Genomic DNA, 13457 nt, shown 5'->3' with positions numbered 1-13457 from the left:
GGCCCGCCCCCCTGTCAGCGCAGTTCCGCCCGGAACGCCGCCGGCGTGACGCCCGCGTGCAGATGGAAGAACTTGGAGAAGTTCGCCGCGTCGGGGAAGCCCACGGCCGCCCCGACGCGGCCGATCGGCATGTCGGTGTGGGCGAGGAGGCGCTTGGCCTCCAGGATCACCCGCTTGTCGATGAAGCCCTTCGGTGTCTCGCCGGTGGCCGCGCGGACGGCACGGACGAGGGTGCGGCGGGAGTAGCCGAGCGCGTCGGCATAGGCGCTGACGCTGTGACGCGTGGCGAAGCCCTTCTCGACCGCGTCCCGGAAGAGGGTGAACGTGGTGTCCGTCCGCTCCCCGGACGCCTGAGCCGAGCTGGCCGCGAGGTGGGCGAGACGCAGCAGGAACGCGGTCAGGGCGTGCCGGAGCACCGCCGTGTGCAGGCTCAGCGGGAGCGTCGCGGTGTCCTCGTACTCGCGGCGCAGCTGTTCGAGGGCCGCCCGGAGCGCGGCGAGTTGCGCCGGGCCGGGGTGCAGCAGCGGCGGCAGATCGTAGCGGTACAGGCCGGTGGCCTCGACGGTGGCGCGGGGCAGGAAACCGGGCTGCATGGTCAGCACGGTTCCGCGGTACTCGCCGGCCCGGGAGAACCGGTGGACCTGTCCGGGGCGGATCCACAGCAGATCGCCGGCCGCGGCCTCGTACTCGGCGAAGTCGATCATGTGCCGTACGGGACCGTCGGTGAAGAGCATGACGACGTGGAAGTCGATGCGGTGGACCCGGTGCAGCGGGGCGTCGGCGTGCCAGGTGCGGTCGGCACCCATCGGGCCGATCTGCATGCCGACACCGCCGACGGCCAGCTCGGCCGGGAAGGGGAAGGTCCTGATCCCGTCGCCGTCCGCGCCGTCGTCACCGGATCGGGATGTTATGTCCGCCATGTTCTCTTCGTGCCGCCCCTGCCGCGTGATCGCTGTCCCAGATTCACCACAGGCTGACACATCCCACCCTTCCCCCTAAAAAGTCAGACTTTTAAGTTTGAACGCGTCCGGTCAGCAATCCCGCCCTGAACGAGGACTTCTTGAAGATGAGCACGCAGACATCCGACGGCTTCGAGTGGACCGACCTCGACCGGCGTGCCGTGGACACCGCCCGGCTTCTCGCGGCCGACGCCGTGCAGAAGGTCGGCAACGGCCACCCGGGCACCGCGATGAGCCTGGCCCCTGCCGCGTACACGATCTTTCAGAAGGTGATGCGACACGACCCGGCAGACCCGGAGTGGACCGGCCGTGACCGCTTCGTCCTGTCCCCCGGCCACACCTCGCTGACCCTCTACACCCAGCTCTTCCTCGCCGGGTACGAGCTGGAGCTGGACGACCTGAAGGCGTTCCGCACCCACGGCTCGAAGACGCCCGGCCACCCCGAGTACGGGCACACCGCCGGGGTCGAGACCACCACCGGCCCGCTCGGCCAGGGTGTCGCCAACGCCGTCGGCATGGCGATGGCCGCCCGCTACGAGCGCGGTCTGTTCGACCCGGAGGCCCCCGAGGGCACCTCCCCCTTCGACCACACCATCTGGGCGATCGTCTCCGACGGCGACCTGGAGGAGGGCATCTCCGCCGAGGCCTCGTCCCTGGCCGGTCACCAGAAGCTCGGCAACCTGGTCTTCCTCTACGACGACAACCACATCTCCATCGAAGGCGACACCGCCACCGCCTTCTCCGAGGACGTGCTGAAGCGGTACGAGGCCTACGGCTGGCACACCCGGCGCGTCGAGCCCACCGCCGACGGCGACATCGACGTGCCCGCCCTGTACACGGCGCTGAAGGCCGCCCAGGCGGAGAACGACCGGCCCTCGATCATCGCGATGCGCACGATCATCGCCTGGCCGGCCCCGAACGCGCGGAACACCGAGGCCTCCCACGGCTCCGCCCTCGGGGAGGACGAGATCGCCGCCACCAAGCGCGTCCTCGGCTTCGACCCCGAGCAGAGCTTCGAGGTCACCGACGAGGTCCTGAAGCACACCCGCCGGGCCCTGGACCGGGGCGCCGAGGCGCATGCGGCCTGGGACAAGCGGATCGCCGAGTGGCGCACGGCCGCCCCTCGGCGGGCGCAGCTCTTCGACCGGGTGAGCAAGGGCGAGCTGCCCGAGGGCTGGGAGGACGCCCTGCCGGTGTTCGAGGCGGGCAGGTCCGTCGCCACCCGTGCCGCGTCCGGCAAGGTGCTGCAGGCGCTCGGCCCGGTCCTGCCCGAGCTGTGGGGCGGCTCCGCCGACCTCGCCGGCTCGAACAACACGACGATCGACGAGACCGGCTCCTTCCTGCCGAAGGGCAACCCGCTGCCCGAGGCGGACCCGTACGGCCGTACCGTCCACTTCGGCATCCGCGAGTTCTCGATGGCCGCGGAGATGAACGGCATCGCCCTGCACGGCAACACCCGCGTCTACGGCGGCACCTTCCTGGTCTTCTCCGACTACATGCGCAACGCCGTCCGTATGTCGGCGCTGATGCAGCTGCCGGTGACCTACGTGTGGACGCACGACTCCATCGGTCTCGGCGAGGACGGCCCGACGCACCAGCCGGTCGAGCACCTGGCCTCACTGCGCGCGATCCCGGGCCTGAACGTCGTCCGCCCGGCGGACGCCAACGAGACCGCGATCGTCTGGGCCGAGATCCTGAAGAGGCACGCCACCGACCCGGCCCCGCACGGGCTCGCGCTCACCCGCCAGGGCGTGCCGACGTACGCGCCCCACGAGGACGCGGCCAAGGGCGGGCATGTACTGCGCGAGTCCTCGACCGAGACCCCGGAGGTGATCATCATCGCGACCGGTTCCGAGGTGCAGCTCGCCGTCGCCGCGCGGGAGCAGCTGGAGGCCGAGGGGATCGGCACGCGGGTGGTGTCGATGCCGTCCGTGGAGTGGTTCGAGGAGCAGCCGCGCGCCTACCGCGACAGCGTGCTGCCGCCGGCCGTCAGGGCCCGCGTCGCCGTCGAGGCCGGTATCGGTCTGACGTGGCACCGGTTCGTGGGCGACGCGGGCCGGATCGTCTCCCTCGAACACTTCGGTGCCTCCGCGGACGCGACCACGCTCTTCGCCGAGTTCGGCTTCACCCCCGAGAACGTCGCCGCCGCTGCCCGCGAATCGCTGGCCGCTGCGCGCGCCTGATACCGACGCGACTGGAAAGATGATCACAGTGACCGAAGCAATCGCGACCCCGCGAGCCCTTGAGCGCCTTGCGGACGAGGGCGTGTCGATATGGCTGGACGACCTGTCGCGCCGGCGGATCGTCTCGGGCGGTCTTGCCGAGCTGATGGCGACCGGCGGCGTCGTCGGCGTCACCACCAACCCGTCGATCTTCCAGGCGGCCATAGGCTCCGGGGAGGGCTACGAGGAGCAGCTGACCGACCTCGCCGTACGGGGTGTCACGGTCGACGAGGCCGTACGGATGATGACGACCGCCGATGTGCGCGCGGCCGCCGACATCCTGCAGTCCGTGTACACCGCCTCGGCCGGCCGTGACGGCCGCGTCTCCATCGAGGTCGACCCCCGCCTGGCCCACGACACCGGGGCGACGGTCGCCGAGGCCAAGCAGTTGTCCTGGCTGGTGAACCGCCCCAACGTGATGATCAAGATCCCGGCGACCCGGGCGGGCCTCCCGGCGATCACCGAGGTCATCGGTCTCGGCATCAGCGTCAATGTGACGCTGATCTTCTCCCTGGAGCGGTACCGCGAGGTCATGGCCGCCTACCTGGCCGGCCTGGAGAAGGCCCGCGAGCGGGGTCTCGACCTGTCGAAGATCCACTCGGTGGCGTCCTTCTTCGTCTCCCGCGTGGACAGCGAGATCGACAAGCGGCTGACCGTCCTCGGCACCGACGGGGCCCTCGCGCTCAAGGGCCGGGCGGCCCTCGCCAACGCGCGGCTCGCCTACGAGGCCTACGAGGAGGTGTTCGGCTCTGCCGACGGTGCGACCCGGCCGTCCGACCGCTGGCAGGCGCTGGCCGGTGACCGGGCGAACCGGCAGCGCCCGCTGTGGGCGTCCACCGGTGTGAAGGACCCCGCGTACAAGGACACGCTGTACGTGGACGAGCTGGTCGCGCCCGGCACCGTGAACACCATGCCGGAGGCCACCCTGAAGGCCACCGCCGACCACGGCGGGATCACCGGCGACACGGTGACCGGCGGCTATGCGCAGGCCCGCACGGACCTGGCCGCCGTGGAGCGGCTCGGCATCTCCTACGACGAGGTCGTCCAGCAGCTGGAGGACGAGGGCGTCGCCAAGTTCGAGACGGCCTGGCAGGACCTGCTGGACGCCGTCACCAAGTCCCTGAACAGCAAGGGAGTTGACGCGTAATGACGACCCAGGCTCCTGAGCCGGAGCAGCCGGCCGCGCAGCCCTCCGTCGAGGAGGTGCGCATGCCCGTCGCCCCGGCCACCGACTGGGTGAACCCGCTGCGGGACGCCCGCGACCGCCGGCTGCCCCGCATCGCGGGCCCCTCCGGCCTGGTCATCTTCGGAGTGACCGGCGACCTGTCCCGCAAGAAGCTGATGCCGGCCGTGTACGACCTGGCCAACCGCGGTCTGCTGCCGCCGGGCTTCTCGCTGGTGGGCTTCGCCCGCCGGGACTGGGAGGACCAGGACTTCGCGCAGGTCGTCCATGACGCGGTGCGCGAGCACTCCCGGACCCCGTTCCGCGAGGAGGTGTGGCAGCAGCTCGCCGAGGGCATGCGGTTCATCCCCGGCGACTTCGACGACGACACCGCCTTCAAGCAGTTGAAGCAGGCCGTCGAGGAACTGGACGCCTCCCGCGGCACCGGCGGCAACTTCGCCTTCTACCTCTCCGTGCCGCCGAAGTTCTTCCCCAAGGTCGTGCAGCAGCTCAAGAAGCACGGCCTGGCCTCCCCGCCCGAGGGTTCCTGGCGGCGCGCGGTCATCGAGAAGCCGTTCGGCCACGACCTGGCCAGCGCCATCGAGCTGAACAAGATCGTGCACGGCGTGTTCGAGCCGGACCAGGTGTTCCGCATCGACCACTACCTCGGCAAGGAGACGGTCCAGAACATCCTGGCGCTGCGCTTCGCGAACCAGATGTACGAGCCGGTCTGGAACCGCTCGTACGTCGACCACGTGCAGATCACCATGGCCGAGGACATCGGCATCGGCGGCCGGGCCGGCTACTACGACGGCATCGGCGCCGCCCGTGACGTCATCCAGAACCACCTCCTGCAGCTGATGGCGTTGACCGCCATGGAGGAGCCCATCGCGTTCGACGCGGAGGCGCTGCTCACCGAGAAGCTGAAGGTGCTGATGTCGGTGCGGCTGCCGGAGGACCTCGGCGCGCACACCGTGCGCGGCCAGTACGCGGCCGGCTGGCAGGGCGGCGAGAAGGTGGTCGGCTACCTCGAAGAGGACGGCATCGACCCCGAGTCGAAGACCGACACCTTCGCCGCGATCAAGCTGGGCATCGACAACCGCCGCTGGGCGGGCGTCCCCTTCTATCTGCGCACCGGCAAGCGGCTGGGCCGCCGGGTCACCGAGATCGCGGTGGTCTTCAAGCGGGCCCCGCACTCTCCCTTCGACTCCACCGCCACCGAGGAACTGGGCCAGAACGCGATCGTCATCCGCGTCCAGCCCGACGAGGGCATGACCGTCCGCTTCGGCTCCAAGGTGCCGGGCACCTCGATGGAGATCCGGGACGTGTCCATGGACTTCGCCTACGGCGAGTCGTTCACCGAGTCGAGCCCGGAGGCATATGAGCGGCTCATCCTGGATGTGCTGCTCGGCGACGCCAATTTGTTCCCCCGTCACCAGGAAGTGGAAGAGTCCTGGAAGATCCTCGACCCGATCGAGGGGTACTGGGCGGCACACGACAGGCCGGCGCAGTACGCGTCGGGCAGTTGGGGACCGAGGGAAGCGGACGAGATGCTCTCACGAGACGGACGGAGCTGGCGCAGGCCATGAAGATCGACCTGACCGACACCACGGCAAGCAAGATCAACAAGGCGTTGGTGCAGGGCCGCCGCGCCATCGGCACCCCGGCCGTGGGCATGGTCCTGACGATGGTCATCGTCACGGACGAGGAGAACGCCTACGACTCGATCAAGGCGGCCGAGGAGGCCTCGCACGAGCACCCCTCGCGGACCCTGGTCGTCATCAAGCGGCACGCCCGCACACTGCGCGACCGCACCCACTCCCGGCTGGACGCGGACGTGCGGGTCGGCTCCGAGGCCGGCACCGGCGAGACGGTCGTCCTGCGGACGTACGGCGAGGTGTCCGACCACGCCGAGTCCGTGGTCCTGCCGCTGCTGCTGCCCGACGCGCCGGTGGTCGTGTGGTGGCCGGTGGACGCGCCCGACGCCCCGTCCAAGGACCCCCTCGGCGCGCTGGCCCAGCGCCGGATCACCGACCTGTACGCCGTCGAGCGTCCCCTGGAGGCCCTGGAGACCCGCGTGCGCAACTACGCGCCCGGCGACACCGACCTCGCCTGGACCCGGCTGACCCTGTGGCGGTCGATGCTGGCCGCGGCCCTCGACCAGGCCCGCGAGAAGGTGACGTCGGCCGCTGTGGAGGCCGAGGCGGACAACCCCAGCGCCGAGCTTCTCGCGCGCTGGCTGCAAGCCCGCCTGAACGTCCGGGTGGACCGGGTGGTGACGGCCGGCCCGTTCGTCACGGCCGTGCGCCTCGGTACCGGGAGCGGCGAGGTCGTCATCGACCGCCCCGAGGGGCCGCTCGCGACGCTGACCCTGCCGGGCCAGCCGCCACGCACCCTCGCCCTGAAGGTCCGCCCCACCTCCGAACTCATCGCCGAGGAGCTGCGCCGCCTCGACGCCGACGAGATGTACGCCATCGCCCTCAAGGGCGAGGCCGCCAAGGAGAACGCCTGACATGTCCGACGCACCGTCAGACACCCTGAAGCCGGACCGCCGGCCCGAGTGGACGGCGCTCGCCGACCACCGCGCCGAGGGGCAGCCGCACCTGCGTGAGCTGTTCGCGACGGACCCCGGCCGCGCCGAGCGGTACGTCGTCCGGGTCGGCGATCTGCACATCGACTACAGCAAGCACCTGATCACCGATCAGACTCTGGCCCTGCTGCGGGAACTCGCGTCCGCCACCGGTGTGTTCGCGCTGCGGGACGCCATGTTCCAGGGCGAGCGGATCAACATCACCGAGCGGCGGGCCGTGCTGCACACCGCGCTGCGTGCCGAGCGGGACGCGGTCGTCGAGGTCGACGGCGAGAACGTCGTACCGCGGGTGCACGCCGTCCTGGACCAGATGACCGGCTTCGCCGAGCGGGTCCGCTCGGGCGAGTGGACCGGCCACACCGGCAGGCGGATCCGGAACGTCGTCAACATCGGCATCGGCGGCTCCGACCTCGGCCCGGCCATGGCCTACGAGGCCCTGCGCGCCTACACGGCACGCGAGTTGACGTTCCGGTTCGTGTCGAACGTGGACGGCGCCGACCTGCACGAGGCCACCCGCGACCTGGACCCGGCGGAGACCCTGTTCATCGTCGCGTCCAAGACCTTCACCACGATCGAGACGATCACCAACGCCACCTCGGCCCGCTCCTGGCTCCTGAAGGGCTTGGGCGGCGAGGAGAAGGCCGTGGCGAAGCACTTCGTGGCGCTGTCGACGAACGCCGAGAAGGTCACCGAGTTCGGTATCGACCCGGCCAACATGTTCGAGTTCTGGGACTGGGTCGGCGGCCGCTACTCGTACGACTCCGCGATCGGCCTGTCCCTGATGATCGCCATCGGCCCCGACCGCTTCCGGGAGATGCTCGACGGCTTCCGGATCGTCGACGACCATTTCCGCACCGCGCCCGCCGAGGCCAACGCGCCGCTGCTCCTGGGCCTGTTGGGCATCTGGTACAACAACTTCTTCGACGCGCAGTCGCACGCGGTGCTGCCGTACAGCCACTACCTGTCGAAGTTCACGGCCTATCTGCAGCAGCTGGACATGGAGTCCAACGGCAAGTCGGTGGACCGGGACGGCGACCCGGTCCAGTGGCAGACGGGGCCGGTCGTATGGGGCACGCCCGGCACCAACGGGCAGCACGCCTACTACCAGTTGATCCACCAGGGCACCAAGCTGATCCCGGCCGACTTCATCGGCTTCGCCCGCCCGGTCGCGGAGCTGAGCGACGAACTCAAGGGCCAGCACGATCTGCTGATGGCCAACTTCCTCGCCCAGACCCAGGCCCTCGCCTTCGGCAAGACGGCCGAGGAGGTCCGTGCGGAGGGCGTTTCCGGAGAGCAGGTGCCGCACCGCACCTTCCGCGGCAACCACCCCACCACCACGATTCTGGCCGCCGAGCTGACCCCGTCCGTGCTCGGCCAGCTGGTCGCGCTCTACGAGCACAAGGTGTTCGTCCAGGGAGCCGTCTGGAACATCGACTCCTTCGACCAGTGGGGCGTGGAGCTGGGCAAGGTCCTCGCCAAGCGCATCGAGCCCGCCCTGACCATGGGCGCCGAGGTGCCCGCTCTCGACCCGTCCACCACGGCCCTCGTCGCCGCCTACCGTTCTCTCAGGAAGTGAATCTGATCATGGCAGCCATGCAGTTGGGCCTCATCGGTCTCGGCAAGATGGGCGGCAACATGCGCGAGCGGATCCGCCGCGCCGGCCACACCGTCGTCGGATACGACCGCAACCCCGAAGTCTCCGACGTCAAGAGCCTCGAAGAGCTGGTCGGGAAGCTCGACGCGCCGCGCACCATCTGGGTGATGGTCCCGGCGGGCACCGCCACCCAGACCGTCATCGACGAACTCAAGGACCTGCTGTCCCCGGGCGACACGGTCGTCGACGGCGGCAACTCCCGCTGGACGGACGACGAGAAGCACGCCGCCGAACTCGGCATCAAGGGCATCGGCTTCGTCGACGCCGGCGTCTCCGGCGGCGTCTGGGGCCTGCAGAACGGCTACGCGCTGATGGTCGGCGGCGACAAGCAGCACGTGGAGCCCCTGAAGCCCATCTTCGAGGCCCTCAAGCCCGACGGCCCCTACGGCTACGTCCACGCCGGCCGGGTCGGCGCCGGGCACTTCTCGAAGATGGTCCACAACGGCATCGAGTACGCCATGATGCAGGCCTACGCCGAGGGCTGGGAGCTGCTGGAGAAGGTCAACTCGGTGGACAACGTGCGCGAGGTGTTCCGCTCCTGGCAGGAGGGCACGGTCATCCGCTCGTGGCTGCTGGACCTCGCGGTGAACGCCCTGGACGAGGACGAGCACCTGCACAAGCTGCGCGGCTACGCGGAGGACTCCGGCGAGGGCCGCTGGACGGTCGAGGCGGCCATCGACAACGCGGTGCCGCTGCCCGCGATCACCGCGTCCCTGTTCGCCCGGTTCGCCTCCCGGCAGGACGACTCGCCGCAGATGAAGATGATCGCCGCGCTGCGCAACCAGTTCGGCGGGCACGCCGTAGAGAAGAAGGACTGAGCAGCCGTGGGGGACCTTCTGCTGGTCCGCCACGGCGAGACGGAGTGGAGCGTGTCGGGCCGGCACACCAGCCGGACCGACCTGCCCCTCACCACGCACGGCGAGGAACAGGCCAAGTCCCTCGCCGCGCTGCTCACCGAACGGACCTACGCCCTCGCGCTGACCAGCCCGCTGGGCCGCGCGATACGCACCGCCGAGCTGGCCGGCCTCACCGCGGCCGTACCCGACCCCGATCTGCACGAGTGGGACTACGGCGGCTACGAGGGCGTCACCACGGTCGACATTCATCGCGCCCGCCCCGGCTGGGACCTGTGGACCGATGGCGTGCCGCCCGGCCCCGAGGGTCATCCCGGCGAGTCGCCCGAGGAGATCGGGGCGCGCGCCGACCGGGTGCTGGCCCGGGTGGAGCCGGCCCTCGCCACGGACACCGGTGACGTGATCCTGGTCGCACACGCCCACTTCCTGCGGGTGCTCGCCGCCCGCCGGCTGGGTCTGCCGCCCGCCGAGGGCCGGCTGTTCCAGCTGGCGACCGGCACGGTGAGCCGGCTGTCCACGGAGCACGGGCGGCCCGTGATCGCCGAGTGGAACAGACGCCTGTGACAGCCCTGACTGCGGCCCGGGTCACCCTGTGGGACCCGGGCCGCAGTGGTGCGGCGGCCGGGTCGGGTGCCCGGGCGTGGGCGGTCTGCGGTCGGCACGGGGTGCCCAGGACGGCCGGTCGCGCCACCAGCACGTCGGACACATCGGTCGCACGGACCCTGGGGAAGACCCATGGGCGGCGACGGGCCCTGCTTCTACAATCACCGGCACGCGCGTGAGCGACCCGCCCGCCCGCACCATGGCCCGAAGGAAGCCGATGACCAGCGTCGATGAACCGGTGCGCCCCGGCGGACGGACACGTGACGCCGCCCGCACCAAGGCCGAGATCCTCGACGTGGCCACCCAGGAGTTCGCACGGGCCGGCTACGACGGCGCCCGGGTGGACGAGATCGCGGCCCGCACCCGCACCACCAAGCGGATGATCTACTACTACTTCGGCGGCAAGGAGCAGCTGTTCACGGCCGTGCTGGAGCGGGCGTACGGCGCGATCCGGGACGCCGAGCAGCGGCTGGACGTCGAGCACCTGGACCCGGTCGCGTCGATCCGGCGCCTTGCCGAGCTGACGTTCGACCACCATGAGCGGCACCCGGATTTCATCCGTCTGGTCAGCATCGAGAACATCCACGGCGCCGAGCACATCGCCGCCTCCGGGAAGCTCGGCCGGATCGGTTCGCCGGCACTGGACGTAATCCGCCGGATCCTGGCCGCCGGGCGGGAGGCCGGGCTGTTCACGGCCGATGTGGACGCGGTCGACCTGCACGCGATGATCAGCTCGTTCTGCTTCTTCCGGGTCGCCAACCGGCACACCTTCGGCACGCTGTTCGGCCGCGACCTGGTGGACCCGGCAAGGCGCGCGCACTACCGGACCATGCTCGGCGACATGGTGATCGCCTACCTCACCGCGGAGCGGGCCGCGGGCTGACCGCCGCGCGCACGGCCTCTCGGCCCGGCGGAAACGCGGGCGCACGGAAGCGCGGGCGCACCACCCCAGCGGGCCAGGACCGGCTGTGGGGCGCGCTACGGCCGTGGGTGGCGCGGCTCGTACAGGGCGAGGCGGCCGCCGCCCGGCAGCCGGAGCGCGGTGATCCGGCCCCAGCGCGCCTCCTCCACCGCCTGCGCGAACTCCACGCCCTTCTCGGCGAGTTGCTGCCGGGTCGCGTCCAGGTCGTCGCACATCAGCATCAGCTCGTGCGACGGGTCGCCGTCCGTGGGATGGCAGGCCACCTCCGCGGGCGGCGCCTGGAAGATCAGCCATCCACGGCCCGCGTCTACGTGCGCCCACCCGAGGACGTCCCGCAGAAAGGCCCGGTCGGCTTCGGCGTCCCGGCTGTAGATCACCACATGTGCCCCATTGATCACGCGCGGAGGCTAGTGCGGGATCCCATGCGGAACAAGCACCACCGCGCCGGGATTCACGAGGAGGGGGCCACCGCGGTGTCGAGCAGCGGCCCGAGTTCGCGCACCGCGGTCGTCAGCGGGCGCACGTCCTGTTCGGCGCGGGCCATCAGGATCGCGCCCTCCAGGGTGCTGATCATGAGCGTGGCGAGGGAGTCTGCGCGGCCCGCGGGGACGCCCATACCGGTCAGGGCCTCGGCGACCGGCCCTCGCCAGGTCGCGAAGGCGGCGGCCACCGCCTCGCGGGTGGAGGCGTCCGCCGAGGCGCGGTCCACGGTCGCGGCGGCGACGGGGCAGCCGCCCGCGAAGCCGTCCGTCTCGTACTCGTGGGTCCACTGGGCGGCCATCGCCGCGAACAGGCCGCTCGGCGTCGGCTCGTCCAGGCCCGCGAGGAAGCGGGCGACGCGCTTGCCGGCGTACCGGCCGGCCCAGGCCACGGCCTCGTTGACGAGCTGTTCCTTGCCGCCCGGGAAGTAGTGCTGGAGCGAGCCTCGCGGGGCTCCGGCGTGGGTGGCGACATCCCGCATGCCGGTGGCGCCGACCCCGTCGCGCCGGATCAGCTGGGCCGCGCTGAACACCATCCGCTCGCGCGGGCCGTGGCGTGACTCCGTCATGACCGACCTCCGCTCACCCTCGCCGCCACTCTATGACCGACGTCATAAGCGAGGCTACTATGACAGCGGTCATAGTCGGCTCGTCGAGTGAGAGGCGGCCCCCGTGAACGTCGGTTTCATCGGTCTCGGAGTGATGGGCAGGCCCATGGCACTGCGCCTGGCGGCGTCCGGCACCCCCCTCGTGGTGTGGAACCGGACACCGGAGCGGGCCGAGCCGCTGCGCGCGGCCGGTGCGCAGGTCGCGTCGGACGCCGACGAGGTGTTCGCGCGGGCGGGGGTGGTACTGCTGATGCTCGCCGACGAGACGGCGGTCGACACCGTCCTCGGCCGCGGCACGCCCGCTCTCGCCGCGCGGGTCGCCGGACGCGTCGTGGTCCACATGGGCACGACCTCTCCCGAGTACTCCCACTCGCTGGAGACCGACGTGCGCGCGGCGGGCGGCCGGTACGTCGAGGCGCCCGTCTCCGGGTCCCGGGTGCCGGCCGAGCAGGGGCAGCTGGTGGCCATGCTGGCCGGCGAGGAGTCCGCCGTGGAGGTCGTACGACCGCTGCTCGCGCCCCTGTGCCGGGAGACGTTCGTGTGCGGCCCGGCGCCGGCCGCGCTGCTGATGAAGCTGTCCGTGAACCTGTTCCTGATCACGCTGGTGACCGGGCTGACCGAGGCCTTCCACTTCGCCGAACGGCGGGGTCTGGACCGGGGGTTGTTCCTGGATGTGCTGGACGCGGGCCCCATGGCCAGCGGGGTCTCCCGGATGAAGGCGCCCAAGCTGCGCGAGCGGGACTTCGCCGTGCAGGCGGGCGCCCTGGACGTACTGAAGAACAACCGGCTCATCGCGGAGGCGGCCCGCAAGGCGCATCTGGCCTCGCCACTGCTCGACATCTGCCACACCCTGTTCGAGGAGACGGTGGCCCAGGGGTACGGCGGCCAGGACATGGTCGCGGTGCTGCGGGCGATCGAGGCACGGACCGCCGAGGCTCCGTAGGTCAGCCCTTCGGGACGCCGTAGGCCCGCTCGACGGGCAGCCGCAGCACCAGCCGGCGGTCGCGGACCATGGCGGCCCGGTAGTCGTCCCAGTCCGGGTGCTCGCCGAGGACGTCCCGGTAGAGCCGGATCAGCTCCTCGACGGTCTCGTCGTGCGGATCGCGGGCGACCGGCGACAGCTCGGCCAGGCCCTCGGCGACCGTGTACGCCCAGCGGTCCTGGCTGGTGACGTGATAGGAGGCGCGGGGATCGCGGCGGAGATTGCGGGTCTTGGCGCGGTCGTCGGTGACGGAGATCCGGATGACTCGCTCGTCGGGGTAGTAGGCGTGGCTGACATTGGACAGCTGGGGGCGGCCGTCGCTCTTGAGGGTGACCAGCACCCCGCCTCGCGTCCCGGAGAGCAGCTTGAGCAGTGCGTCCTGCGTCGGGTCCTGGGTCATAGAAGCGTCAACTGGCACGGAG

The 13457-nt window shown here is 71.0% G+C and carries 13 protein-coding genes; 9 read left to right on the top strand and 4 right to left on the bottom strand.

The window, feature by feature from the left end; genetic code table 11:
* Window positions 1-14 precede the first annotated feature (14 nt).
* The gene (locus ACIRU3_RS06260) at window positions 15-920 is read right to left on the bottom strand and encodes a helix-turn-helix domain-containing protein (protein WP_404052109.1); all 906 of its coding nucleotides are present in this window, start codon (window positions 918-920) and stop codon (window positions 15-17) included.
* Between the two features lie 146 nt (window positions 921-1066).
* Here ACIRU3_RS06260 and tkt point away from each other — a divergent pair, with 146 nt between their 5' ends.
* From tkt to ACIRU3_RS06220, 8 genes are all read left to right on the top strand, one after another.
* Window positions 1067-3142: a transketolase gene (gene tkt, locus ACIRU3_RS06255; RefSeq protein WP_404052106.1), complete on the top strand. Its 2076-nt coding sequence runs from the start codon at window positions 1067-1069 to the stop codon at window positions 3140-3142.
* Window positions 3143-3161: 19 nt separating this feature from the next.
* Window positions 3162-4328: a transaldolase gene (gene tal / locus ACIRU3_RS06250; protein WP_404052104.1), complete on the top strand. Its 1167-nt coding sequence runs from the start codon at window positions 3162-3164 to the stop codon at window positions 4326-4328.
* A gap of 62 nt (window positions 4329-4390) precedes the next feature.
* On the top strand, window positions 4391-5932 hold the full coding sequence (gene zwf / locus ACIRU3_RS06245; RefSeq protein WP_404053161.1) for a glucose-6-phosphate dehydrogenase: 1542 nt from the start codon (window positions 4391-4393) through the stop codon (window positions 5930-5932).
* The gene (opcA, locus tag ACIRU3_RS06240) at window positions 5929-6855 is read left to right on the top strand and encodes a glucose-6-phosphate dehydrogenase assembly protein OpcA (RefSeq protein WP_404052101.1); all 927 of its coding nucleotides are present in this window, start codon (window positions 5929-5931) and stop codon (window positions 6853-6855) included. The genes zwf and opcA overlap by 4 nt, the downstream gene beginning before the upstream one ends.
* Before the next feature lies 1 nt (window position 6856).
* Window positions 6857-8509 carry a glucose-6-phosphate isomerase gene (gene pgi / locus ACIRU3_RS06235; protein WP_404052098.1) on the top strand — a complete coding sequence of 551 codons (1653 nt, stop codon included), beginning with the start codon at window positions 6857-6859 and terminating at the stop codon, window positions 8507-8509.
* Between the two features lie 17 nt (window positions 8510-8526).
* A complete protein-coding gene (gnd, locus tag ACIRU3_RS06230) occupies window positions 8527-9405 on the top strand; it encodes a phosphogluconate dehydrogenase (NAD(+)-dependent, decarboxylating) (RefSeq protein WP_404052095.1) in 879 nt (292 codons plus the stop codon).
* 6 nt (window positions 9406-9411) lie between these two features.
* Window positions 9412-10005, top strand: coding sequence for a histidine phosphatase family protein (locus ACIRU3_RS06225; RefSeq protein WP_404052093.1), 594 nt, complete (start codon window positions 9412-9414; stop codon window positions 10003-10005).
* Window positions 10006-10261: 256 nt separating this feature from the next.
* Window positions 10262-10927 (top strand): TetR family transcriptional regulator, encoded by a 666-nt coding sequence (locus tag ACIRU3_RS06220; RefSeq protein WP_404052090.1) that lies wholly within the window; start codon window positions 10262-10264, stop codon window positions 10925-10927.
* Window positions 10928-11022: 95 nt separating this feature from the next.
* Here ACIRU3_RS06220 and ACIRU3_RS06215 read toward each other — a convergent pair whose 3' ends face one another.
* On the bottom strand, window positions 11023-11364 hold the full coding sequence (locus ACIRU3_RS06215; RefSeq protein WP_404052087.1) for a VOC family protein: 342 nt from the start codon (window positions 11362-11364) through the stop codon (window positions 11023-11025).
* 53 nt (window positions 11365-11417) lie between these two features.
* Window positions 11418-12014, bottom strand: a complete 597-nt coding sequence (locus ACIRU3_RS06210) for a TetR/AcrR family transcriptional regulator (protein ID WP_404052084.1) — start codon at window positions 12012-12014, stop codon at window positions 11418-11420.
* A 103-nt stretch (window positions 12015-12117) separates the two neighbouring features.
* Here ACIRU3_RS06210 and ACIRU3_RS06205 point away from each other — a divergent pair, with 103 nt between their 5' ends.
* On the top strand, window positions 12118-12996 hold the full coding sequence (locus ACIRU3_RS06205) for an NAD(P)-dependent oxidoreductase (protein ID WP_404052081.1): 879 nt from the start codon (window positions 12118-12120) through the stop codon (window positions 12994-12996).
* A gap of 1 nt (window position 12997) precedes the next feature.
* Here ACIRU3_RS06205 and ACIRU3_RS06200 read toward each other — a convergent pair whose 3' ends face one another.
* Entirely contained in the window at window positions 12998-13435 is a 438-nt protein-coding gene (locus ACIRU3_RS06200; protein ID WP_404052079.1) for a PPOX class F420-dependent oxidoreductase, read from the bottom strand.
* Between the last annotated feature and the right edge of the window lie 22 nt (window positions 13436-13457).

This window comes from Streptomyces sp. NPDC101151, from assembly GCF_044768335.1.
GTDB lineage: Bacteria > Actinomycetota > Actinomycetes > Streptomycetales > Streptomycetaceae > Streptomyces.
This window is presented reverse-complemented; position numbering and strand designations above follow the sequence as displayed.

What these genes read in the sequence shown, in the direction of transcription:
- gnd (WP_404052095.1), top strand. Translation starts at nt 8,527, where the DNA reads ATGCAGTTGGGCCTCATCGGTCTCGGCAAGATGGGCGGCAACATGCGC.
- tal (WP_404052104.1), top strand. Translation starts at nt 3,162, where the DNA reads ATGATCACAGTGACCGAAGCAATCGCGACCCCGCGAGCCCTTGAGCGC.
- ACIRU3_RS06210 (WP_404052084.1), bottom strand. Translation starts at nt 12,014, where the DNA reads ATGACGGAGTCACGCCACGGCCCGCGCGAGCGGATGGTGTTCAGCGCG.
- zwf (WP_404053161.1), top strand. Translation starts at nt 4,391, where the DNA reads ATGCCCGTCGCCCCGGCCACCGACTGGGTGAACCCGCTGCGGGACGCC.
- ACIRU3_RS06220 (WP_404052090.1), top strand. Translation starts at nt 10,262, where the DNA reads ATGACCAGCGTCGATGAACCGGTGCGCCCCGGCGGACGGACACGTGAC.
- pgi (WP_404052098.1), top strand. Translation starts at nt 6,857, where the DNA reads ATGTCCGACGCACCGTCAGACACCCTGAAGCCGGACCGCCGGCCCGAG.
- tkt (WP_404052106.1), top strand. Translation starts at nt 1,067, where the DNA reads ATGAGCACGCAGACATCCGACGGCTTCGAGTGGACCGACCTCGACCGG.
- opcA (WP_404052101.1), top strand. Translation starts at nt 5,929, where the DNA reads ATGAAGATCGACCTGACCGACACCACGGCAAGCAAGATCAACAAGGCG.
- ACIRU3_RS06260 (WP_404052109.1), bottom strand. Translation starts at nt 920, where the DNA reads ATGGCGGACATAACATCCCGATCCGGTGACGACGGCGCGGACGGCGAC.
- ACIRU3_RS06200 (WP_404052079.1), bottom strand. Translation starts at nt 13,435, where the DNA reads ATGACCCAGGACCCGACGCAGGACGCACTGCTCAAGCTGCTCTCCGGG.